22 protein-coding genes and 7 pseudogenes are annotated in these 22,753 nt (G+C 63.1%); 9 read left to right on the top strand and 20 right to left on the bottom strand.

From position 1 onward, the window contains the following. Nucleotides 1-57: 57 nt before the first annotated feature. Both A4G99_RS22500 and A4G99_RS22505 read left to right on the top strand, forming a co-directional pair. Nucleotides 58-881, top strand: a pseudogene (locus A4G99_RS22500) (amidohydrolase family protein). Between the two features lie 191 nt (nt 882-1,072). After that, nucleotides 1,073-1,729, top strand: a complete 657-nt coding sequence (locus tag A4G99_RS22505; protein ID WP_066148460.1) for an O-methyltransferase — start codon at nt 1,073-1,075, stop codon at nt 1,727-1,729. Between the two features lie 30 nt (nt 1,730-1,759). Here A4G99_RS22505 and A4G99_RS22510 read toward each other — a convergent pair whose 3' ends face one another. The 9 genes and pseudogenes from A4G99_RS22510 to trpS form a co-directional block, all read right to left on the bottom strand. Further along, nucleotides 1,760-2,533 carry a sulfite exporter TauE/SafE family protein gene (locus A4G99_RS22510; protein WP_066148462.1) on the bottom strand — a complete coding sequence of 258 codons (774 nt, stop codon included), beginning with the start codon at nt 2,531-2,533 and terminating at the stop codon, nt 1,760-1,762. Between the two features lie 10 nt (nt 2,534-2,543). Then, a pseudogene (locus A4G99_RS30070) lies at nt 2,544-3,730 on the bottom strand (NRAMP family divalent metal transporter). Between the two features lie 264 nt (nt 3,731-3,994). Beyond that, on the bottom strand, nt 3,995-4,300 hold the full coding sequence (locus A4G99_RS22520; RefSeq protein ID WP_150123207.1) for a hypothetical protein: 306 nt from the start codon (nt 4,298-4,300) through the stop codon (nt 3,995-3,997). Nucleotides 4,301-4,586: 286 nt separating this feature from the next. After that, complete coding sequence (locus A4G99_RS22525) at nt 4,587-5,384, bottom strand: creatininase family protein (RefSeq protein ID WP_066148466.1); 798 nt, start codon at nt 5,382-5,384, stop codon at nt 4,587-4,589. Between the two features lie 93 nt (nt 5,385-5,477). Then, complete coding sequence (locus tag A4G99_RS28055; RefSeq protein ID WP_223302153.1) at nt 5,478-5,882, bottom strand: hypothetical protein; 405 nt, start codon at nt 5,880-5,882, stop codon at nt 5,478-5,480. 121 nt (nt 5,883-6,003) lie between these two features. Further along, nucleotides 6,004-6,810, bottom strand: a pseudogene (locus tag A4G99_RS28060) (APC family permease); the annotation flags it as partial. Between the two features lie 75 nt (nt 6,811-6,885). After that, entirely contained in the window at nt 6,886-7,302 is a 417-nt protein-coding gene (locus A4G99_RS22535; RefSeq protein ID WP_223302154.1) for a QueT transporter family protein, read from the bottom strand. Between the two features lie 173 nt (nt 7,303-7,475). Then, on the bottom strand, nt 7,476-7,943 hold the full coding sequence (locus tag A4G99_RS22540; protein ID WP_066148468.1) for a GNAT family N-acetyltransferase: 468 nt from the start codon (nt 7,941-7,943) through the stop codon (nt 7,476-7,478). Further along, nucleotides 7,943-9,049, bottom strand: a complete 1,107-nt coding sequence (gene trpS / locus A4G99_RS22545) for a tryptophan--tRNA ligase (protein WP_066148470.1) — start codon at nt 9,047-9,049, stop codon at nt 7,943-7,945. Before trpS ends, A4G99_RS22540 begins: the two co-directional genes overlap by 1 nt. Before the next feature lie 280 nt (nt 9,050-9,329). Between trpS and A4G99_RS22550 the strand changes: the two genes are divergently transcribed. After that, the gene (locus A4G99_RS22550; protein WP_066148471.1) at nt 9,330-9,551 is read left to right on the top strand and encodes a hypothetical protein; all 222 of its coding nucleotides are present in this window, start codon (nt 9,330-9,332) and stop codon (nt 9,549-9,551) included. Nucleotides 9,552-9,612: 61 nt separating this feature from the next. Continuing rightward, on the top strand, nt 9,613-10,860 hold the full coding sequence (locus A4G99_RS22555; protein WP_066148473.1) for a hypothetical protein: 1,248 nt from the start codon (nt 9,613-9,615) through the stop codon (nt 10,858-10,860). Between the two features lie 28 nt (nt 10,861-10,888). On the opposite strand, the gene A4G99_RS22560 is transcribed toward A4G99_RS22555, so the two are convergent. The 6 genes and pseudogenes from A4G99_RS22560 to A4G99_RS29120 form a co-directional block, all read right to left on the bottom strand. Continuing rightward, nucleotides 10,889-11,527, bottom strand: a complete 639-nt coding sequence (locus A4G99_RS22560; protein ID WP_066148475.1) for an NAD(P)-dependent oxidoreductase — start codon at nt 11,525-11,527, stop codon at nt 10,889-10,891. 1 nt (nt 11,528) lies between these two features. Beyond that, nucleotides 11,529-12,080, bottom strand: a complete 552-nt coding sequence (locus A4G99_RS28065; RefSeq protein ID WP_223302155.1) for a zinc-binding dehydrogenase — start codon at nt 12,078-12,080, stop codon at nt 11,529-11,531. A gap of 143 nt (nt 12,081-12,223) precedes the next feature. After that, nucleotides 12,224-12,475 (bottom strand): annotated as a pseudogene (locus A4G99_RS28070) (zinc-binding alcohol dehydrogenase family protein); the annotation flags it as partial. Nucleotides 12,476-12,530: 55 nt separating this feature from the next. Next, nucleotides 12,531-12,878 (bottom strand): SDR family oxidoreductase, encoded by a 348-nt coding sequence (locus A4G99_RS29110; RefSeq protein ID WP_082837999.1) that lies wholly within the window; start codon nt 12,876-12,878, stop codon nt 12,531-12,533. Between the two features lie 13 nt (nt 12,879-12,891). Further along, nucleotides 12,892-13,095: an SDR family NAD(P)-dependent oxidoreductase gene (locus tag A4G99_RS29115; protein ID WP_082838000.1), complete on the bottom strand. Its 204-nt coding sequence runs from the start codon at nt 13,093-13,095 to the stop codon at nt 12,892-12,894. A gap of 91 nt (nt 13,096-13,186) precedes the next feature. After that, nucleotides 13,187-13,498 (bottom strand): annotated as a pseudogene (locus A4G99_RS29120) (hypothetical protein); the annotation flags it as partial. Between A4G99_RS29120 and A4G99_RS22575 the strand changes: the two are divergent. Beyond that, nucleotides 13,476-14,126, top strand: a complete 651-nt coding sequence (locus tag A4G99_RS22575) for a helix-turn-helix domain-containing protein (protein ID WP_066148477.1) — start codon at nt 13,476-13,478, stop codon at nt 14,124-14,126. The pseudogene A4G99_RS29120 and the gene A4G99_RS22575 overlap by 23 nt on opposite strands. 37 nt (nt 14,127-14,163) lie before the next feature. On the opposite strand, the pseudogene A4G99_RS29125 reads toward A4G99_RS22575, so the two are convergent. From A4G99_RS29125 to A4G99_RS28080, 3 genes and pseudogenes are all read right to left on the bottom strand, one after another. Beyond that, a pseudogene (locus A4G99_RS29125) lies at nt 14,164-14,706 on the bottom strand (MFS transporter); the annotation flags it as partial. Between the two features lie 55 nt (nt 14,707-14,761). Next, on the bottom strand, nt 14,762-15,208 hold the full coding sequence (locus A4G99_RS29130) for an MFS transporter (protein ID WP_255359178.1): 447 nt from the start codon (nt 15,206-15,208) through the stop codon (nt 14,762-14,764). Continuing rightward, nucleotides 15,208-15,435: a hypothetical protein gene (locus A4G99_RS28080; RefSeq protein ID WP_223302170.1), complete on the bottom strand. Its 228-nt coding sequence runs from the start codon at nt 15,433-15,435 to the stop codon at nt 15,208-15,210. Before A4G99_RS28080 ends, A4G99_RS29130 begins: the two co-directional genes overlap by 1 nt. 148 nt (nt 15,436-15,583) lie before the next feature. Here A4G99_RS28080 and A4G99_RS28085 point away from each other — a divergent pair, with 148 nt between their 5' ends. After that, the gene (locus A4G99_RS28085) at nt 15,584-15,781 is read left to right on the top strand and encodes a hypothetical protein (protein ID WP_223302156.1); all 198 of its coding nucleotides are present in this window, start codon (nt 15,584-15,586) and stop codon (nt 15,779-15,781) included. After that, on the top strand, nt 15,739-16,563 hold the full coding sequence (locus tag A4G99_RS22585) for an NAD(P)-dependent oxidoreductase (protein WP_255359179.1): 825 nt from the start codon (nt 15,739-15,741) through the stop codon (nt 16,561-16,563). The genes A4G99_RS28085 and A4G99_RS22585 overlap by 43 nt, the downstream gene beginning before the upstream one ends. On the opposite strand, the pseudogene A4G99_RS22590 reads toward A4G99_RS22585, so the two are convergent. Then, nucleotides 16,564-18,513, bottom strand: a pseudogene (locus A4G99_RS22590) (heavy metal translocating P-type ATPase). A 302-nt stretch (nt 18,514-18,815) separates the two neighbouring features. Here A4G99_RS22590 and A4G99_RS22595 point away from each other — a divergent pair. Further along, nucleotides 18,816-20,258: a sulfatase-like hydrolase/transferase gene (locus A4G99_RS22595; protein ID WP_066148479.1), complete on the top strand. Its 1,443-nt coding sequence runs from the start codon at nt 18,816-18,818 to the stop codon at nt 20,256-20,258. A gap of 105 nt (nt 20,259-20,363) precedes the next feature. Continuing rightward, a complete protein-coding gene (locus tag A4G99_RS22600; protein ID WP_066148481.1) occupies nt 20,364-21,911 on the top strand; it encodes a flippase in 1,548 nt (515 codons plus the stop codon). 191 nt (nt 21,912-22,102) lie between these two features. On the opposite strand, the gene A4G99_RS26275 is transcribed toward A4G99_RS22600, so the two are convergent. Next, a complete protein-coding gene (locus A4G99_RS26275; protein WP_190303853.1) occupies nt 22,103-22,735 on the bottom strand; it encodes a fibronectin type III domain-containing protein in 633 nt (210 codons plus the stop codon). Nucleotides 22,736-22,753: the final 18 nt, after the last annotated feature.

Genomic DNA, 22,753 nt, shown 5'->3' on the forward strand with positions numbered 1-22,753 from the left:
TACGACGAGGCATTTCTCGACCGACTGTGTGACATCGGCGACGGACGAGTCGCGGCGATGGATTCGGCGGGCGTCGACGTCCAGGTCCTTTCGCTCGCCGCCCCTGGCACCGAACAGCTCGACCCGGACGACGCCGTGGCCCTCGCGCGAGATACCAACGACCGTCTCGCCGCGGCGGTCGAGCGCCATCCAGACCGATTTGCCGGGTTCGCCGCCCTGCCGACTCCGGCTCCCGACGCCGCCGCCGACGAGTTGGAACGCGTGGTGTCCGACCACGACTTCGTCGCGGGGTGATCAACGGCCACGTCGGTGGGCGATATCTCGATGACGAGTTCTTCTGGTCGGTCTTCGACCGCGCGGAGTCACTCGACGTCCCGCTCTACATCCATCCCACGCCGCCGTCGGAGTTGGTGGTCGATACCCTCTACACCGGGAACTTCTCGACCGACGTGACCGACGTGCTGTCGACCGCAGGCTGGGGGTGGCACATCGATACCGCGACTCACGTCCTTCGATTGGTGCTCAGCGGCGTGTTCGACCGGTATCCCGACCTGGAAATCGTCATCGGCCACCTCGGAGAGGGACTCGCGTCGATGCTGGCGAGAATCGAATCCGTGTTCGACCGCGATTTGACGGGTCTCGACGAACCGGTCGGGCGGTACTTCCGGCGGAACCTCCATTACACCATCAGCGGGTTCAACACCGTCCCGACCTTCGAGAATTTGGTCTCGTTGGTGGGTGCCGACCGGATCACGTTCTCGGCCGACTACCCGTTCGCGTCGATGGAAGACGCCCGTGAATTTCTGGGCCGACTTCCGATAAGTCCCGCCGACAGGCGAAAAATTGCCCATAAAAACGCGGAGCGGTTGTTGGGACTGTGAAGGATACGCGGAGTCGTCTGAAATCTCGGGCACGGATTGACACGTCCTGTCGGTTCGAAAGAAACCGGTCGTAAACCCCCTTCTTTCCGGGAATCTGGGTCACGACGTTGTTCCGAGGAGAAGGACCGAAACCGTACTTCATGGTGCACGCACCCACGAGAATTATCGTCCTTCCACGTGTAGGCCGTCGTATGACGGAAATCCTTCCGGACGAGACGAAACGCTTCGTACGTGCCGCGGTCGCCGAACCGGACGAAACCCTGCAAGCGATGGAGGAGCGCGGCGAGGACTTCCCGACCGTCGGTCGGGAAGTCGGGCAGTTTCTGCGGTTGCTCGCGTACGCGGTGGACGCCGAGCGAATTTTCGAGTTCGGGTCGGGGTTCGGCTACTCGGCCTACTGGTTCGCCGAGGCGCTGCCGGAGGACGGAGAAATCGTCCTCACGGAGTACGACGCGGACGAACTCGACGAGGCCCGTGAGTACCTCGAAGCGGGCGGGTTCGCCGACCGCGCCACCTTCGAGAACGGCGACGCGAACGAAATCGTCGATCATCACGATGGCCCGTTCGACGTGGTGCTCATCGACCACAACAAGGATGGCTATCCCGAAGCGTGGGAGTCGATCCGAGAGAAAGTCGCACCCGGGGGTGTCGTCATCGCCGACAACGCGATGGTCGCCGGGCGGCAGGACTTCGACGCGATTCTCGACGCCATCGAAGGTGGAAACCCGGAAATGAACGAGAACACCCGCGGCATCGTGGAGTATCTGCTGGCGGTGCGCGACGACCCCGACTTCGAGACGAGCGCGATTCCACTGGGCGAGGGAATCGCCGTGAGTTATCGACGATAACTCGGGAAGAGGTGGAGAGAAAAAGAAAGATCAGAACAGCGCGAGTGCGAGTCCGGTGGCGACGAGTGACGCACCGAGCGCGAGTTTGAGTCGGGACGGTTCGACGCAGTGGGCGACCCGCCACCCGACGACGACACCGAGGAGTTCGGGGACGCCGACCGCGACGGCCAGCGGAACCGACACGGCACCCTGCGTCAGGTAGGTCATCGCCGCGAACGCCGATAGGAACACCGACTGGACCTGCGCGGCCGCCAGCGCGTCGAGCATTGAGACGCCCAGCACGACGAGGACGGGGACGGCGATGACCGGACCGCCGACGCCGAGCAATCCACCCACAACGCCGATACAGAGGCCGATACCGCCGAATACCGCGACGCCGACCGCCGAATCGTGGTCGAACGACCACTTCGAACCGAGGCCGCGTCGCTCCCGATAGACGATGGTGACGCCGACGAGGGCGGTGAACGCCGTCAGCATGGTGCCGAACGAACCAGCGGCGAGAATCGTGTTGGCGAACGCCCCGAGGACGGCACCGACGACGCTCGGAACCGTCACGAGAACCGCGAGTCGTCGTCCCGAGCGCGACCGGAGTTCGCCGGAACGGACGTACGTGAACGTTCCGAGGAGACCCGTGAACACGAACGTCGTCATCGCCGTCCCGGCGACGACGGACGACGAGACGTCCGTGAGCGCGAACAGGGCGACCGTGATGAAGATTCCGCCGGGGCCGACGGCGGTGATACCGACGCCCGAGAGGAACGCGATGACGACGAGAATCGTCAGCGTCGTCGGTTCGGGGAGCATCCGTCGGGAATCAGAGCCCTCCCGACGTCAGCGCGTCGATGAAGCCGGGGAGCGAGGTCACTGCGAGGTAAATCGACTGAGGACGAGCAGGACGTTCAGCCCGGCCATCACGATGCCGTTCTTGTGCTCGCCCATCGTCTTCCGGTCGTTGACCGCCCAGAACAGCACGAGGGCCGTGATCGGCAGACCGACGATGCCGTTGTACGCCGGGAACAGGAGTATCATGTCGATGATGCTCAGGCCCGCGAACTGGTGGACGAGCGGCGAGAGGCTACCGAGACCGACGCCGACGGCGTAGATTATCTTGAACTCGCGGCTCGCGCTGTCGGCGACCGCCGCGCGCGTTCTGCAGGAGGTACGCCGGAGTCCACATTATCGGCACGATACTGTTGAAGGCGGCGGCGACGGTGCCGATGAGGAAGACGTACATCGCCCACTTTCCGAACACGCCCGCCAGCGCCTTGCCGGGCGTGATGAACGTGTCGAGTTGGGTGTAGCCCGCGGGACGCAACACGGCGGCCGCCACGACGACGATGGCGGCGTCGTCAATCCGCCGACGACGTAGCCGATGCCGAGGTCGCGGCGCATCTCCGGGACGTCGTCCTTGCCGACCCAGCCCTTCTCGGAGACGAGGTTCGATTCGAGGAAGAAGTTCGGCCACAGGGCGGTGGTTCCGATTGATGGACGCGGCGAGCGTCAGCGCGCCGACGGCCGGAAGCTTCGGGACGAACCCGCCCACGAGGTGGGTCACGGACGGAGTGCTCACGCCCGCAACGGCCATGTAGACCACGAGCAGGATGAGCATCATCGCGGTCATGATCCGCTCGATACCGTCGTAGTTCATCACGCCGACGAGGATGGCGAGCACCCCGTCGCCAGCGCGAGCGGTTGCCAACCGATGGCACCGCCGAGCAGAATCGAGACTGCCTTGCCGACCGCGGCGGTGAGTTCGAGGGTCCACGCGACACAACCAACCGAGAGGAGTACAGCCAGTACCGTCGCGCCGGTTCCCCCGATTTTCTTGCGGACGAACGACATCAACGGTTCGCCGAAAATCCCCAGCCGAGCGCTCATATCCTGCGCCATGAACCCGAGGAACACCGCGCCCACGACCGCCCAGAGGAGACCGTAACCGTACCGAACCCCCGCGGAACTGGCGATGAACACCGACCCCGACCCGAAGTAGCTCGCGACCATCACGAATCCGAGACCGTACTTCTGGAAGAAGCCGCTCGTGGCGTCGCGGAGGCCCTCCGAATACTGCGCTATCTTCGACTGCCCACTGCTCTTCGTTGCCATTCTGTCAGTATCGTGGGGCGTCGGCCGTTATTCCCCCATGGCTGTGTGTGCAAGGGGTATTTACGTCAAAAATCGGATTGAAAGGTGTTCTGGCCACTAAAATATAAAATATAATCGCCATTCGAAATAGGGACGAACGAAGGACCAAGCGCATTCAAAAGGTCATCCGATTCGGCCGAGGGTGTCGAGGATGAGGTACGCGACAAGAACGGTTTCGATACCGGCGAGGGCGAGCAGATAGGTCGGCGCAGGTCGTTCGTTCCGCTCCGAATTGTCGATGTTACGATACGCCAACACTCCGGCGAGAATCGAGAATACGCCCAGAGCAGTTCCGCCCGCCGAACTCGCGGTCACGCCGTTTGTGAACGCTGTCACGGCGTTGTCGAGGACGAACCACAGGCCGAACAGTACGAAGTTGTACGCGTACACGTCGGCCCGACGAATCGCCGGGAATGGGGACGAAGACATCCATGTATCCATCCGCCACAGCCAGTCATCAGTTTTCTGGTGACATCGAAAGCACGAAACGAAGGTCACAACCCTGACCACGAGTTCTGGTGGCTGCCGACCTCGAAAAACCGAGCGTCGCCCGTCGAAGGAATTCGTCAGGAACAGAGCGTATCATCAGTATCGGAGTATATTTCTAGATAGCTATCCGGAAAGCTATCCAGGATTCTGTACAGAAATCCATCGGTGGACGGCACGAGAGACCAAACAACTGAAAAGTCGGGTCGTTCCGAACGAGGCCGGATTCTCAGTCCCGCCGACTGCCGGGTTGCGGGTCCACGTGCGGTTTCGCCATCAGGTCCGAAAAACGGGCGTCGTCCAACCAGTCGAGCAACTGCACCAACTGCTCAGTCGCCGCCTCGAAAATCTCGGCCCCTTTCTCGGGCGTCGCGTCGGTCTGGTCGCCGAACACGCCATTTTCGCTGTTGTCGATGGCGTCGTAGAAGTTCCGCGCGCCGTGCTTCGTGAGGTTTCCGGCCGAGATGTCCATCAATCCGTCGTCGCGGGCCTCCGCCAGTCGGTCCTCGTGCACGAGTTCCGGCGCGATGTGCATGATCATCGCCGTCTCCTTCGGACCGCCGTGCGGACCGTTGTGTTCGAAGATGCTGCTCACGAGTTCCGGAATCGATTCGTCCCACATCCACTCGACGGCGAAGGCGACTTCGTCCTGCCGCAGTCGCCGTCCGACCTCACGCAAGTGCTCCATGTTGCCGCCGTGGGCGTTGACGTAGACGATGCGGTCGATACCGTGGTAGGTGAGGTTGCGCGAAAAACTCTCGACGTAATCGCGGAACTGTGGCGGGTCCACCGACATCGTCCCGTGGAACTGCATGTGATGCGTGCTGACGCCGACGTTTATCGTCGGCGTGCAGAGGTAGCCCGCCCGGTCGGCCGCCTCGCGGGCCAACGCTTCGGCGATGAGGTGGTCGGTGGCGAGTGGGAGATGCGGGCCGTGCTGTTCGGTCGAACCCAACGGGACGACGGCGACGGATTCCTCCGCGACGTAGTCCCCGAGGTCCGGCCACGCTTGGTCGGCGAGGTACATACGAGAGGGAGGGTGCCGAGAGGGCATAAATTTCAGCACGCCGGAAAACGATTCTCCTAGGACAGACAGTGACCGGCGAGCGAGAACCCACAATCAGAACCGCTTTTCGATGGACTCGACCCCGGTCATGACTTCGTCGCGTTCGAAGTAGAGACCTTCGAGGAGGATCAGGGTGACGGCGATGCCGAAGACGAGGCAGAACACGCCGAACTCGGCGGTGTAGAGATGCCAGACGAAAATCGGGAGAAAGAGCGCCGTTCCAACCAATCCGACGAGCGGGATGACCGAGATCAGTTCGGAGCGTTGCGTGTAGGCGAGCGCGTTCATCGCGCCGAAGACGACGATGAACGACAGGGACGCGAACTCCGTGATTGCGGTGAGACTGCCGTACACCGTCAGCAGAATCGTCAGTCCGCCGATGACGAGCAGCGTCTTCGTCGGGACGCCCGCTTCCCGCGTCGGGGCGAGTCGGTCGGGAAGCAGGTCGTCGGTGCTCATCCCCTTCGCGAACAGCGCGGTGCTGAACAGGGTCGCGTTGATGGCGCTGGCGGTCGAGAACCACCGCCGCGACGCCGATCAGGACATACCCGATCCTGCCGGAGAACTCCCGGGCGGCGATGGCGAGCGCGAGGTCGGGGCTGGCGATCACGGCCCGCTGGTTCGCCACGCTGAGCGCGACGAACGCGACGAGGATGTAGGAAAGCGCCGAAACGGGAATGGAGATGTAGACCGCTTTTCGGATCGTCGCAACCGGGTTTCCGATGCTCTCCTGGTCGTAAAAGAGGAGTTGCCACCCTTCGAACGACACGAACGCGACTGCGGCCGCGAGAACGGGTGCATCCGGCTGTTTCAATGTCCGTTCGACCCCGAATTCGAGTTGGCCGTGGGTGTAGCCGTACCTGATGCCGAGGATGATGAACAACAGGACGATGAGGAGTTTGAGGGCGACGAGGAGGTCCTCCACCACGCCGGATTCGTGGACGCCGAGGAGGTTGACGCCGATGAAACCGACGATGACGAGGAGGGACAGGATGGGCCGTGACGGGAGGCCGAGAAACGGGAGTTCGGTGATGCCGAAGATGGCTCCGAAGTACGCACCGAACGCGTAGGCGTACATCGCCATCGTGCCGACGTACCCGACGATCAGCGTCCATCCGACCATCCCGGCCAGCGTCGGCCGGTCGAGAAAGACTTCGATGAAGGCGACCGCACCGCCGGACTCTTCGGTCATAGGAACCCGTTCGTTGAGTTTGACGTAGGAGTAGCCGGTCGCCATGACGACGATACCGGCGATGAGGTAGGCGACCCACGCAGTCGCCCCCGCGACCCGTGCCACGACGCCGAGGACGGCGAAAATCCCCCCGCCGATGATCCCACCGAGGGCGAACGAAACGGCTTCCGTGAGGCCGAGTCGCTCCGTCACCATCCGTCGTACGCGAGGACGCGACTGCTCGAATTGGGGCCTCGAATCGACCCGGAGTAGCCACACGACGGGACGCACTTACGCATCGGCATCGACGGCCTCCCGTTCCCGTTTTCGAACCCGACAGAGCGTATAAATCACGTACACCGCGATGAACGTGACGAGACCACCGGCGATGACGTCGCTCCAGAGAACGTTGTCCGATACGAGACTGGAAACGGTCGAGATGCCGAAGACGATCAATCCCAACAGCGCGATCATCCATTCGCTCACGAAAGAAAGCGACCGGCTTCGGAGCAGTCCGACGACGTAGAGGCCAGCGAACAAAACTATCGCGAGGCCCAACAGTGCGTGATCCTCGACTCGAAACTCGGAGCGGAGCGTGAGCGGCGAGAACGTGATCCACAGTCCGAGGAGAACGAGGAGACCGTGCAACCAGATGAGTCTCCGACGTTCGTGCTGGTCGAGTTGCGGGGCCACGGATGCAACGCTCATAGCGAGGTCTGTTACCAGAGTAGGTCCTCGGCGGCGACGATAATAAGCGTATTCCACGTTGTCACGTTGGACCCGCGTTTCGAACGGTCCCGCCGAAAGTGAGCATCGATCAGGAGTCCCGCCGGAAGTGGTCGTCGAGCAGGAATCCCACCGGAAGCGGGCGTCGGGTCGAATTACAATCGTTTCGTCATTCGGTGGCGTTTGGTCACGTAGTCGTCGCGCCGGTAGAGCGACTGAGCGACGCGGTTTTCCGCGTGAACGTCGAGCGAGATGAACTCACACCCTTGCCGTCGGGCCCACGATTCGGCCCGCGAGAGGAGGGCGGTAGCGATCCCGTGCCGTCGGTGACTTCGGCGGACGAACAGGCCGTCGATGTAGCCCCGCGGCCCGCGGGCGAATACGGGCGGGGAATCCCGTTTTTCGACCGACACGTAGCCGATCAAGCCGTCGTCGTCCGCGACGAACGTGGCGATGCTCGCGTCGGAAAAACGGTCTTTCACGTACGAGAAGACGTTCGCCCTGACCCCGTGGTCGGCCAGCGTGTCGAAGTCGTCCATCTCCGCCATCTCGCGGGCGAACGGGACCCAGAGGTCGTCCACGAACCGGACGAGTTCCCCCGCTCGCAGTCGTCGAATTCGCATCAAGTCGCCTCCCCGAACCCGTGTTCGGCGAGGTATCGCTCGACGTCCGGTCGTGCCGCCTCGCGTTTTTCCTGATGATCACGAAGGAAGGTTTCGAGGCGCTCCTTGGCGATTTGCTTCAGTTCGCCCGAGAGCATCGCGCCGGATTCGTACTTTCGCCGAATTCGTCCGAGTTCGTCGTCGTCCCGAACGAGGTGGAACGCGAGTAGTTCGAACACCATGTCGTCCTCGACGCTTCCACCCTTCTCGCGGTGTTCCTCGACGCTGGCGCGACCGCCAGTCTTCGCCGCGTCGATTTTCCGCTTCGCGTCCTCGACGGTATCCGTGAGTGCGATGTAACTCGCCGGGTCGGACGAACTCATCTTCCCCCCTTGTAGCCCGCGCATGAACCGATGGTACGTACTCGCGGGTTTTACGTACGCGGTCTCGCGGTAGCGCGAGGCGACGTCCCGCGTCAGGCGAACGTGCGGGTCCTGGTCGATACCGACCGGGACGACCGTCGGTTTCGGCCCGCCGTTCTCGGGTGCCTGCGGCCGGAGAATGTCGGCGTACTGGGTCAGCGCCGAGGATATCTTTCCGGGTGAGGTCGCGCCGTAGGTCGCCTCGAACTCGTTTTCCGTGATGTACCGCGAGAACAGTTTGCTCCGGGCGAGGTGGTCGTTGCCCGCCCGCGACTGGAAGTAAAAGTCCGTCCGGTCGAGATCGACCCCCGCCGCGGCGTAGTTGCAGAGATACTCCTCGATCACCAACTCGCGGGCGTCTTCGAGCGACACGTCGCGCGTCGCGTAGGCTTCGATGTCCGCCGCACAGAGGGTGACCTCGGCACCCATCTCCTGAAACATGCGGACCTGTTCGACCACGGCGAGGTGGCCGAAGTGGAACACGCCGGAGGGCATGAGGCCGGTCATGACGGCGAACGGGTCACCCCGGTCGCGGGCGTCGAGGACGGTTTCGAGGTCGCGCTGGCCGAAGACGATGCCGCGCCGGACGAGGCGATTATCGGGAAGACGGTCGGCGAGCGGGGCGATGGGTTCGATGCCGAACCCCTCCATCGTCGCCGAGTAGTCGGCGATTTCGACGTCGCCCCACGGGTCGATGTCGGTCATCGGCCATCACCGCCGAGCGAACCGCTGGTGGAGAACGGACTGTCGGTGAAACGATACGACAGGATCAGTTGACTATGCCGTGGTCGGCCAAAATCGACCACCGGCAGTAGTGAACGAAGACATGCCGGTTGCTACTCCGTGAGTTGCGGGCAAAAGGGTTTCGCGGGCGTGAGAGACGGTGACAAACGCGAGTGGTGACAAACGCGAGTTGCCGAGCGAGCGATTCGGCCGCCATGGCGGCCGAATCGCAGTTGTCCGTGGCTGTCGTAGGGGAGCCATCATGCCAACCGAGATCAGCGAAAAAGAGATCGTCGCCGCGATTCGAAACGCGCCAGCGCCGGTGGTGAACACGACGTATCTCGCGGACGAGTTGGCCGTCTCCCGTGAGCAACTCGGCGACCAACTCCGCGAGTTGGTCGCCGATGGCGTCCTCGAACACACGGAAGCGCGCGGCCGAGGCCACTGCTGGTGGCTCTCGGCCGCGCGCGAGTTGGACGAGTAGAACGGAATCGAAAGCGAGGACAACACAACGTTCTTGTGGGATTCGTCGTAATTCCACTGCCATGGCTAGCGCGGCGAGTGAACTGAGCGAACCGCACGTGCTCGCGCACGCGAAGCGTCACCTGTTTCCGGACGACGGGGCGGGAACGACGTATGCGGTCGTGGATACGCAGTTCACCTCCGAGCAGTGGCTGGCAGACGGAGCCATCACACCGGAAATAACGGAGACGCTCGCGCCGTTCAATCACGTCTGCATCGGGACGGGATACCCCGACCTCGTCGGGGTTCGCTCGCTGGACGACGAACTGGTGGCCGTGAACCGGCTCGGGAGTGACCCACCGCTGATAGCGATCGAGGCCAAGGGATACACGAAATCGGGGACTGTGGATGTCGAGCGCGGGGTCGTACAGGCGTACGACCGGTTGCACGAGGCGAACGTCGCGTACGTCACCGCGCCCAGCAGCGCGATTTCGGAATCCGCTCGGACGCTCGCCCGCGAGTTGAACGTCGGCGTCCTCGCCGTCGAACCGGGCGGCGCGGTAACGCCGCTCGAACTGCCCCGGGTCGTGGGCAACCGAACGACCACGGAGGCCGAAGCGATTCGATTTCAAGCGAGCGCCCAAGGCGTCGTGGACGACTCGTTCGGTCTCAATCATCCGAAGAACTACCTCGGATACCCGCTTGCCTACTACGCCGACGGCTCGACGGAAGAGCTGATGCGGGAAAACAAGGTCGTCCGAGAAATCGACAGTGCGAAACGAGGTGCGATAGTGCTCGGACTCGTGAAAAAACGACCAAACGGCATTCGTCTCACCGCCCTCGGACGCGAAGTCGTCCGCTTCGCACTCGGCCGATACGGATCGGTCGAGCGGGCGCTGAACGAGTTTCAAAATTGGTACCGGAAATCGCGCTGTTTCTACGACCTCGCACCGGAGTGGGGGCTGCTCACCAGGCGAGTTGTGTTCGACTATCCGGCGACGCAGCTCATCGTGGAAGAATTGCAGCGGTTGCACGAAGATGGCGAGACCTACCCGAATCTCGTTCAGCTGGTCGAATATCTGTACGAACTGCATCCCACGTTCACCATCGAGCTGTTCGTCCGCGGAACGGACGACGCGAGAAATCGAGTCCTGGGCCCTGAAGGAGAGCTTCGAATCAACGCGCTGACGAACGGCAACGTCTACCACTCCCCGACCGTCTTCCAGTTCAAGGCGATACTGTACCACGCCGGAATCCTGACCGAGCGGGGCGCGGAGCCGTCGAATCTCGACCCGAGAGCAGATACATGGGCGCTTCGGAACTCGTTGTGAGAAAGGAGTCAGTTTTCACCCGTTCCACTCAGTTTGTAATCATCGGAGCCTCGCCGACCCATCTATCCGTCTCCGCCGCTCGAACCATGAACGCCGCAACGTTGGCTCGTGAGACCGTTGACAAGGCGGTGAGTCTGAGGTAGCCAGTTCGATAGTCACGAGTGCGTGGACCGCTCCTGATCCACGGCGGTCTGACCATGACCCATTCGTAATCGCTCGCCGCGAGCGTTCTCATGAGTCGTTCTCCTCCCCCGGTGAGATCGCCTGCGACGAGGTCCACCGCGAACGAGAGAACACGTCCCGAAACGGAGAACGGGTCTTTTGGATGGGAAATAACTCTGCCGCCGAGGATCACGACCCGTGGAACGTCGTGTGCTTGCATCGCAGCGAGGATGTTCTCCCCGCCGCGAATCGCCACGTCGATAGGGGAACCGTCTGCGGGGCCGAGCGCGCTGAGGACGGCATCGGTTCCCTGCACGGCGCGTTCGACCGCATCAGTGTCGAGAGCATCACCCTCGACGATCGACAGATGGCTGTTGTCGCGGTGGATCGGATCAACTTTCTCCGGGCTTCGAACGAACGCCCGTACTTCGTGCTCCCGTAACAGCGCGGTATCCACGACGTGCCGACCGACCCTGCCCGTCGCTCCGAACACGACGACCTCCATTTCAGTTCCCGTCCCCTTCGCTCGTCGTGAGAATGATCTTCCCGCAGAGGTGGCCGCCCTCGCTCAGTTCGTGTGCCTGTTGTGCTTCGGCCAGCGGGAACACCGTATCGAGCGTCGGCGCGACGGTGCCGTCTTCGAGAAGTTCGGTAATCTCGTCGAGCCATTCCCGGTCGAAGGTGTCCGACCGTTCGACGCGAACGCCGTGCTCGTCCGCCGCCTCCTCCTGTTCCGGCGTGAGGTTCAGCGGGAGATTGTCGATGACCCCGCCCTCCTTCGTGATTTCGAGCGAGCGGGTGAAGGTATCGCCACCGATCGCGTCGATCGCCACATCGACCGGTTCGATGGCGTCCTCGAAGCGCTCCTCGCGGTAGTTGACGAATTCGTCCACGCCCAAATCTCGGAGGTACTCCTCGTTCGAACCGGAGGCGGTACCGACGACGTGGGCACCGCGCCACTTTGCAAATTGGACGGCGAAGTGGCCCACGCCGCCCGCGCGGCGTGAATCAGCACCCGCTGCCCCGGTTGCAAGTCGGTCAGGTGCATGGACCGCCACGCGGTGAGTCCCGCCATCGGAACACCGGCCGCCTCCTCGAACGACAGCGACGCCGGTTTCTGACCGAGTTTTCCCTCCGTAGGCGAAACCGCGACCGCTTCCGCGTACGCACCACCGTCGCCTGGAAACGGCAGTACCCCGTACACTTCGTCGCCTGGTTCGAACTCGCTCACGTCCGTCCCGACCTCGTCAACGACACCGGCGATGTCCCATCCCGGAATCCACGGGAGGTCGATGGGGAATGGGGCACCTTGCCGAATTTTACAATCGGCAGGGTTTACACCGGCCGCGTGAATTCGGACGCGGACCTCGCCGTCTGCTGGTTCCGGAGTCTCTATCTCCTCGTACCGGAGGTTCGATGCGTCGCCAAACTCGTGAATACGTACTGCTTTCATCCGTGATTTCTCCTGAATTCGTGGTATCTGATTCGCCCGTGATCGGACAGCGAACTCATTCTATGAGATTGTAGCCGCCGTCAATGGGAAACACCTGACCGGTGACCCAGTCGGAACAGGAATCCGCCAACCGGACGATCCATTCGGCGATTTCTTCGGGTTCGGCGCTCCGACCGAGCGGAACCGTCTGTTGCTCTTGCATTCGTTCCAGTTGCTCCTCGGATAGGCCCGCCCGTTCGAGTGCGCCGGTAGCAGTCGGTCCCGGAGCGACCGCGTTCACGCGAACCTCCGGTGCGAGTTCGACCGCCCAGTAACGAGTCAGGTGTTCCATCGCCCGCTTCGAGACGCCGAACGTGCTGCTGTGCGGTCTCGGTCGAATGTCGCTGCCAGCGACGTTGACTATCGTCCCACCCTGCTCACGAAGATCCGCGACGGTTCTTCCTCAGAAGCAGCGATGGGCCGATGACGTTCGTCTCGTAAATCCGACGGACGAGTTTCGGAGATTGCTCGCCTATCGGTCCGAAACCGGCCGCTGCGGCGTTGTTGACGAGGACCGAGACCGGTCCCCAGTGATCGTTCGCCCGCTGGACGACCCGTTTCAGTGCCTCGAAATCGGTCATGTCGGTCGACGATTCCGTCGATATTCGGGGCCCCTTCGGCGGCCGCCTCCAACCGCTCGCGGTTCCGGCCGGTAATCAGAACGTTCGCTCCTGCCGCGGCGAGTCGCAAGGCGGTGGCCTCGCCGATTCCGCTGTTTCCACCAGTGACGATGGCTACCTCACCATCGAGGTCGCCGTCGTCGAGAGTCGCCGTGCTGTATCGCGCTGTGCGCGTTTTTCGTCCGTGCCGTCGGACGCATCGTGTTGCTGTCTGACCACACCGAACGCTACGTTTTCCCGGCGGATGCACCGACTGCCCCGAAAATGGGGCAGTATTTAAGGTAATGTCGCATGAGTAGTAGCACGGTAGGCGACCAAAGCGGACAGGATACCGATACTGCATGAGAACGATAACGTTCACCATCACTCGACCTGACGGATTTCACCCGACTGCCTACGAACTGCACACTAGCGAATCCTCCGCTGGCCGAAAATCGATCCTCCACTTCAACGTGCTGGACGACGGAACGATGGTCATGTTGGCTCACGTCCATGGAAATTCCGACCGCATGCGCCGACTGATCGGGCAAAACCCGGACGTGATCGACTACAGCGTTTCGGACGAAGGGGATGGTACCGGACTCATGTATCTGCACAGTCAGCTTCCGGACTCGATGCGCGGAATTCTCCGGCCGCTCGACGAGCACGAGGTGTTCTTCGAGTCCATCGAATACATCTCCGAGGAGGAAATCCGCGTGACCATGATCGGCGAGACTAACGAAGTGTTACAGCGAGCGCTCGCAGAAATTCCCGACGAAATCAACATCACAGTCGAGCGAATCGGCGTGTACTCTCCAGGGACGAGCGATCTCACCGGATTGTTGACCGACCGCCAACAGGAGATTTTGGACATCGCGATGGAACTCGGCTACTACGAGAACCCGCGCCGTTCCACCCACGGGGAAATCGCCGAGCGCGTCGGAATCGATGCAAGCACGGTCAGCGAACACATGCGAAAGATCGAAGCCCGAGCGTTCGCGTTCCTCGCTTGAAATTCGATATGAGAGCGGAAGAGAGGAGTATTCGTTCTTACTCGTTCGGCAACAGCGCGTACAGACCGAGCGCCACCGCCGACAGCACGCCCAGAATGATGAACGCGAGATTCAATTCGTTCGCGTCGGCGAAGACCCCCATAAACGTCGAACCGAGCGAACCGACGAGGAAGAAACCGGTTCTGATGAATCCCCACGCCGAGCCTTGAAGGTGGTCGGGGAGCGCGCCGACGATGAAGGAGTTCGTGACGGCGTTGACCGCCATGCGCGTACCGAGAATACCGACGACGACCGCTATCGCGAGTTTTCCGGAGACGAGCGTCAGTGCGATGGGAGCGACGACGCCGATGGCGGTGACGACGAGGAGGACGGGTTTGATGCCGATTCGGTCGGCGGCGCTGCCCGCGACGATTTGGGACGCCGCGCCGACGACGAACATGAACCCGAACAGCAGGGCGGCGGTTCCCTGACTCAGCCCCTTCGTCTGGAGATACGTCGGGAGGAACGCGGTGATCCCCTGATAGGCGAAGAGCAGAATCGCCACCGAGAGGGTCGCGAGCAGGATGGAGCGGTCCGAGAGCGTCCCGACGAGTTCGCCGAACTCCGGTAGCGTGGAGGACGAAGCCGTGTCGGATTCACCGCCGTCGGAGACGGCGTCGGTGTCCCGACCGGTCGTCGCTCGGACGGTCGTTCTCGGCGGGACGTTCGGGGACGACGTTCCACGCCAATACGGACATGACGAAGAACGGGACCGCCAATCCGGCGAGGATGGCCCGCCAGCCAACATCGGTCACGACGGCCGCCGCGATGTTCGGGAGGAACGCGGACCCGAGGCTACCGATGGCCAACGTGATGCCGAACGCCGCGCCCGCGTTCCGCGTGAACGTCCGCGAGAGGACCGTCCCTCGACTCGGGCCGTAGAGGCCGGACGTGAGTCCGTAGGCCGCGCTACCGAGGAAGAAGACGCCGAAAGCCGGTGCGAACCCGAGGAGGAGCATGCTGAATCCGGACAGACCGAGGCTCGCGGTCAACAACCGTCGCTCCCCGAGACGGTTGACCAACACCCCCGCCGGGAACTGCATCAAGGCGTAACCGATCCAGAGGGCGGTGATGGCTCGACGGCGAGCGAGTCGGAGATGTGGAGATTCGATTCGATCTGGGGCAACAGCGTCGGGAGGATAAACCGCATACCGAGCGTGAACGCCCACCCGATTGCGACGGTGACGAGCAGCCAGCCCCGGCCGTCACCGCGGAGGCCGCGAACCGTCTCCCGTAACTGTCGAGATAGCGAACGATAGCGAGCGGACATCTGGTAGTTCGAGGATGGTTCGGCGGCCGGTTAAATGGGCGGATGTCACCCAATCTTCACCGGTATTCCGCCGTCACGACGATACCCGGCCCCCCTCGCCGGAGTGGTTTTGTCGATAGAGGTCGTCATCGCTCGGACGATGGGGACGATGGAAACGGAATCGGAACCGGTTCGGGGACTCGTGGACGTGGACGTACAACCGTCGTCGGCGTTGCGTGAGCGCGTGGGGGAGCGCATCGAACTCACCGTCGGCGCGACCCCGACGAGGACGCGCTCGTCGACGAATTGGCCGACGTGGACGTGGTGTTCACCACATCCCGCCTGCCGATTTCGCGGCGAGTTCTGAAAGCGACGGACCTCTCGGTGGTCGCCAAGTTCGGCACCGGCCTCGACAACGTCGACGTCGAAGCGGCGAACGACCACGGAATCCCGGTGACGTACACGCCCGGACTCAACGCGCTCTCCGTGGCCGAACACGCGCTCGGCCTCCTGCTGGCGACGCTCCGACGAACGGTTCACGCCCAGCGCGTCCTCGAATCCGGCGGCTGGCGGGACGAAACGCCCATCGGTCGGCAACTCTCGGGGAAGACGGTCGGAATCGTCGGCTACGGTCGAATCGGCCAGCGGTTCGCCACGCTGCTCGACGGGTTCCACGCCGAGACGCTCGCGTTCGATCCGTACGTGGACCAGGAGGACGCGGAACTGACGGGTACGGCGATGGCGACGCTCGATTCCCTGCTGGAACGGAGCGACGCCGTCGTGGTCACCACCGAGTTGACCGACGAGACGCGCGGCATGCTCGACGAAGCGGCGTTCGCCGCGATGAAGCCGTCGGCAGTCGTCGTCAACGTCGCACGGGGGGCGGTCATCGACAAGTCGGCACTCGTCGGGGCGCTCCGCGACGAAACCATCGCCGGTGCCGGACTCGACGTGTTCGAGACGGAACCGCTGACCCCTGATTCGCCGCTCCACGGGTTCGAAACGGTCACGCTGACGCCCCACATCGCGGCGCGAACCGAGGAGGCGAGCGTGGCCTGCATCGACCGTTTGGCGACGAACGCGCTCGCCCTGCTCGACGGGCGGACGGTTCCCGACCGCTATCTGGCGACGGGGTCGGAGGTACGATGATCAGACCGACAGGTCGGCCCCTCGCAATCGACGGGCGTTGACGGCGACGACGACCGTGCTCGCGGACATGAGCACGCGCCGACGGCGGGCGAGAGCAGGATGCCGAACGGCGCGAGGACGCCCGCCGCGAGCGGGAGCGCGAAGACGTTGTACCCCGTCGCCCAGACGAGGTTCTCCTGCATCTTCCGGTAACTCGCACGGCTGAGGCGGATCAGTTTCACCACGTCGAGCGGGTCGTTCTCCACGAGGACGATGTCGGCGGATTCGATGGCGACGTCGGTGCCGCTCCGATGGCGATGCCGACGTCCGCGCGCGTCAACGCCGGTGCGTCGTTCACGCCGTCGCCGACCATCGCCACGCGCTCGCCGCCCGCCGTGAGGTCCGTGACTCGCTCGTCCTTCTCCTCCGGCAGCACCTCAGCGAAGTAGGTGTCGATACCCAGTTCGTCGGCCACGGAACGGGCGACGGCCTCGCTGTCGCCCGTCAGCATGGCGACTTCGATTCCCATCCCGTGGAGCGCATCGACGGTCCGCTTGCTCGCCTCCCGAACCACGTCCGCCAACGCGAATCCGGCGACGACGTTCCCGTCGGAGACGAGGTAAACGACGGTCTGGCCCTTCTCACCAGCGGTTCGAGCGAAGTCAGAAATGTTCTCGGGGAGAGCGGCATCGAGGGAATCGAGCAGGTTCGGCCCGCCGACGAGCGTCTCTCGGGTCTCGACCGTCGCGCGAACGCCGCGTCCCTTGATGTTCTCGAAGTCGCTCGCGGGCGGGATAGACGCGTCCTCGTCGTTCGCGTGGCGACGGATGGCTTCGGCGATGGGGTGTTCGGAGTCGGTTTCGACGGCGGCCGCGACGGCCGATGCCCGCCGGTCGTTCCACCCGTCCGCCGTCTCGACGCCGACGACGCCCTGTTTGCCTTCCGTGAGCGTCCCCGTCTTGTCGAACATGACGATATCGAGGTTTCTGGCGTCCTCCATCGCGGTGCGGTCGCGGACGAGGACGCCGTTCGTCGCGGCCATCGAGGTGGTGATGGCGACGACGAGCGGGACCGCCAATCCGAGCGCGTGCGGGCAGGCGATGACCAACACCGTGACGACGCGTTCGACCACGTCGAGGCCGAACCCCGTGGCGAGAATCCACGCGACCGCCGTGACGGCGGCGACGCCCAGCGCGACGTAGAACAGCCATCCGGCGGCCCTGTCGGCCAGCAGTTGCGTTCCGGATTTGCTCCCCTGTGCCTCCTCGACGAGTCGCACGATACCGGCGAGGGCCGTCTCGTCGCCGGTCGCACCGACTCGGACGCGGAGACTTCCGTCCCCGCTGTTGACCGTTCCGCCGATGACGTCGTCGCCGGGGTGTTTCCCCACCGGGCGCGACTCGCCGGTGATCATGGCCTCGTCGGCGACGACTCGCCGTCCTCGACCGTGCCGTCCGCGGGGATGCTCGCCCCCGGTCGAACGAGCACTCGGTCGCCGACCTGCAAGTCGGCGACCGGAACTTCGTCCGTCGTTCCGTCGTCCGCGATTCGCTCCGCCGTATCCGGCATCAGTCGGGCCAGTTCGTCCAGCGCACCGGAGGCCTGCCGGACGCTCCGCATCTCCATCCAGTGGCCCAACAGCATGACGTCGATGAGCGTCACGAGTTCCCAGAAGAAGCCCATCGTCCCGGGGAGGACGAACACCGCCGCGATGCTGTAGACGAACGCGACCGTGATGGCGAGCGAGACGAGCATCATCATCGCGGGTTGGCGGTTTTCGAACTCGACCCGCGCCATCGAGAGGAAGGGAACCCCGCCGTACGCGAAGACTATCACGGCGAAAACCGGCGTTACCCACTCGCTCCCCGGAAATCCGATCGCGGTGTAGCCGAGCGTCGATTGAACGAACTCGCTGAAGTAGAGCACCGGCACCGAGAGGACGAGACAGACCCAAAACCGACGTCGGAACATCCCCTCGTGCCCGTGATGGTCTATCCGTGCCGGACGGTCGTCGCGGGACGACGGTGTTTCGGCGTCGTGTGGTTCCCCTGGACTGTCCGAACTGACGTGTGACATCTTCACCCACCCTGGAGAGGGATACGCCGGTGAGAATCATCAACCTGTCCACAAGTATGCGTTCTGAACACGAGATAACCGTCTGTAGAGGCGTTGAGATTGGAGAATTTATTTATTATGAACGATTCCGATAATCGTCCTGTCGTGTAATTCTTTGGCCAATAGCGTTTTGGATGCCATCTCCCTGATGGGTAGCAATGGCAGCGAACGCCCCTCCAGCATCCCGCGCTCGAAACGTCCTCCTGATCTGTCTCGATACCGTTCGGGCGGACTTCTTCGCCGAGTACGCGAAGCGCCTCCAACGACTCTCGGACGTGACGTTCACCGGGTGTCGCGCCGCGAGTTCGTGGACGGTCCCGAGCCACGCGAGCATGTTTACCGGGGAGCTACCGTCCAAACACGGCGTCCACACGTACAACCGCAGGTTCGATACCATCGACCGCGACGAGACGTTCCTGTCGGAGTTGGACGGCTACACGACGTTCGGCGTGAGCGCAAACGCCTTCGTCAGCCCGACGTACGGCTTCGATTCGTGGTTCGACGAGTTCGCCGCTGTCGAACCGAAACACCGCTATCCGGAGGCGACGAGCCTCAACGAGGTCGGTCAGGAAACCGACGGCACCGAGAAGTACACGGAGTTCCTTCGGGCGGCGATGGCGGACGACCACCCAATAGAGAGCCTGAAAAACACGGCCTACGGCGTGCTCCACCAGACGACGAAGACGGGACCCGTCCCGAAACTGGTGGACAACGGTGGGTCGGCGGTGCTCGACGCGACGAAACGGCGGGCCAACGATGCCGACGAACCGTTCTTCGGGTTCTGTAACCTGATGGACGCGCACACGCCGCTTCAGCCGTGCCGGGTGTACGACTCGGAGTTACTTCGTGGCGTGCCGAACTCGTGGACCTCGGAACAGTACGGCGTCTGGGAGCTGATGAACGGGAAAGACGAACACGAGGACTACTGGCGCGTCCGTCGGCAGGTGTACGGCGCGACGATCGAGTACATAGATCGACTCCTCTCGACGTTCGTCCACGAAGTGCTCGATTCGTCGCGGCGCGAGACGACGATCATCGTCACGGCGGACCACGGTGAGAACCACGCCGAGGAAGCCGACGACTACCTTGCAAACCACAAGAGCAGTCTCTCGGAAGGGCTGTTGCACGTGCCCCTCTGCATCATCAACCCACCGGCGGGCTACGAACCGGAGGAGACCGGGTACGTCTCGCAACTCGAACTCGGCCGTCTCGTCACCGGGCTTGCGAACGGCGAGACGCCCGACGTCTCGCACGACGAAATCCCGGCCGAACTGGTCGGGCTGAGCGCCGGACCGGAACCGCCGGAAAACCGGGAGTACTGGGACCGGATGATGCGCTGCGTGTACGAGGAAGGGGAAAAGACGGTCTGGGATTCGCTCGGGACGCGAACCGAGTACGAACTCGACCCGAGTCGGCTATCGTGGCAGCGGAAGGTCGAATCGGACGAGGGCGGAGCGGACGGACCGGACGACGAATCCCCGTTCTTCGCGGACGCCATCGCCGAGGCGAAAGCGACGGCCCAAAACGAAGATTCGAACGAATCGAGCGACGAAATCGACGCATCGACCGAGTCGCGCCTGCGGGAGCTAGGGTATCTGTGAACGGGTCCCGCATCCTTCCGAGGAGAGGGACACCGACGGTCCGAGGGCGGACCGACGAAACACAAGAAATAACCACCGACGGTCGGATACCAACAGCAGACGCCAATGGCTGACGACTCCTCGGACTCATACTCGCCGCTGAAATCTATCTCCCGTGGCGCGTCCTTCTTCATGGTCGGAAAAGGGCTCGACAGCGGGCTTCGATTTCTGTTGAGCATCGTGCTGGCACGTGGACTCACCACGGGCGGAAACGCTGTCATGTTCAGCGTCTACACCTTCGGGTTCGTTGTTATCCAGTTCGTGGAGGTGCTGGCAAACCTCGGCACCGACCAGTCCATCCTGAAGTTCGTCCCCCAGTACGAGGATCAACCGGGGAAACGGCGGCGGATGGTCGGACTGGCGTATCTCACGTCGCTGATCGCCGGTTGCGCCGTCGGCCTGGGACTCTACATCGGGGCACCAGTCATCACGGGAATCGCGGCCGAGTCCTTTCGGCCGTACCTGACCGACGTGCTTCGAGTCCTCGCCGTCATCGTGCCGTTTTTCACGCTCACGAGTTGTATCAAGAGCGTCTTCAAGAGCCTCGAACTGCCGGAGTATCAGGTGTTCATCATGAACGTCCTGACGCCGGTGGTGCGGTTCGCCCTCGTCGGTGTCGCGCTGCTCCTCGGGTACGAACTCGTCGGCGTGACGGCCGCGACGGTCGTCGCCACGATTCTCGTCTTCGCCGCGGCGGCGTGGCTCGTGTGGTCGAAGACCGACCTCGTGCCGTCGTTCCGAGCGTCGAAGGGAGAAATCAAGGAGTTCTACAACTTCTCGCTGCCGTTGACGCTGAATCAGGCCGGGTACGTCCTCTCGAACCGCGTCGATATCATCATGATCGGCATCTTCGTCACGTCGATGTCGGACGCCGCGGGAATCTACCGGGCCGCCGCCGTACTGGCCGGACTGCTCATTCTGCCGCTGAGCGCGTTCAGCCAACTGTTTCCCCCAATCGCCTCCCGACTGTACAGCAACGGGAAGATGGACGACCTCGAATCGCTGTATCGACGGGTCACGCGCTGGACGTTCACGATGGCGCTGTTTCCGGCGGTCGGGGCAATCGTCTTCGCCCACCAACTGCTCCTCCTGTACGGTAACGCGTTCACGCAGGGAGAAGCGATTCTGTTCCTGCTCGTTATCGCGCAACTGGCGAACGCGAGCGTCGGCCCGAGCGGTTACGTGCTGATGATGACCGACAACCAGTACCTCGCGCTCGCGAACCAGTGGATTCTGGGGGTCTGCAACGTGGTTCTCAACTACGTCTTCATCCAGCAGTTCGGCCTCATCGGGGCCGCCATCGCCACGGCGACGGTCATCATCTCGGTCAACACACTCCGCGTCGTCGAGGTGTGGCACTTCGTCGGTCTCTTCCCGTACTCACGAAAGTACGCCAAGCCGATAATCGCGGGCGTCCTGTCCGCGGTCTCCATGCTCGGCGTGAAGGCCGCCGTCGGCGGACCGCTCTCGGCACACCTCCCGACGACCGCGGCCGCGCTCGCACAGGGTGTGGTCGGCGGCGTCGTCGGCCTCGCCGTCTTCGCCGGGGTGCTCTACCTGCTCGGCATCGAGCGGGAGGACCGGGAGTTCGTCTCCGAAAATGTCCCGCTGTGAGGTTCGTCGAGCGTTTTGACGTATGTATCGCGAAGACAGCGGGAGTCCCGAATGAGAATCTCGAGTGAGAGTCCCGAGCACGCGGCGACGCCGCGTGCTCGGGTGGTAACGGCGGTCCGGTTTTCCGCGGTTCGGTTTTCAGCGATCCGGTTTTCCGCGGTTCGACCTTCCGGTGACTCTCGGCTTTCGTCTCAGTAGGTGAGGCTGAAGTGCTGGGAGTCGTTGCCGGTGCCGCCGTTCTCGTAGGTGAAGTAGTAGTCGATGGCGTCGCCGGACGAGAAGTCGCCGACCACGTAGTCGGGGGTGGTTTCGAGCGTGTGGGTGTCGCCGCTCTTGTTCATCCGGTAGTTGTACTGTGACCCGCCGTTGACGGTGTAGTGAACGTCCACCCAGTTCGACCCGACGTTCGAGACGAACGTGAACGACAGTTCGTCGACGGTTGAGTCGCTGTCCGACCCGTCGATGCGGGAGACGCTTTGGTTGAAGTCGCCGCTGCCCGACGAGTTCGTCGTGACGCTCACGGTGTTGGACGCGCTCGACTCGTTGCCAGCGCCGTCCACGGCCGTCACGGAAAAGTCGTAGGTCGTCCCGCCGGAGAGTCCGGAGACCGTCGTGGACGTGGTACCCGCCGAAACGGTCCCGTTCTGCGAACCGTTCACGTAGACCGCGTAGTGGTCGAGTCCCGACCCGCCGGTGTCGCTCGCGGCGCTCCAATCGAGATCGACCGACGACGTGGTGTGGCCGGACGACGAGAAGTTCGACGGTGCCGACGGTGCGGTCGAGTCTCCCGAACCGCCACCGCTGGCTCCCGCCGGTGCTCGAATTCATCGAGTTGGCTCCGA

The organism is Haladaptatus sp. R4, from assembly GCF_001625445.1.
GTDB lineage: Archaea > Halobacteriota > Halobacteria > Halobacteriales > Haladaptataceae > Haladaptatus.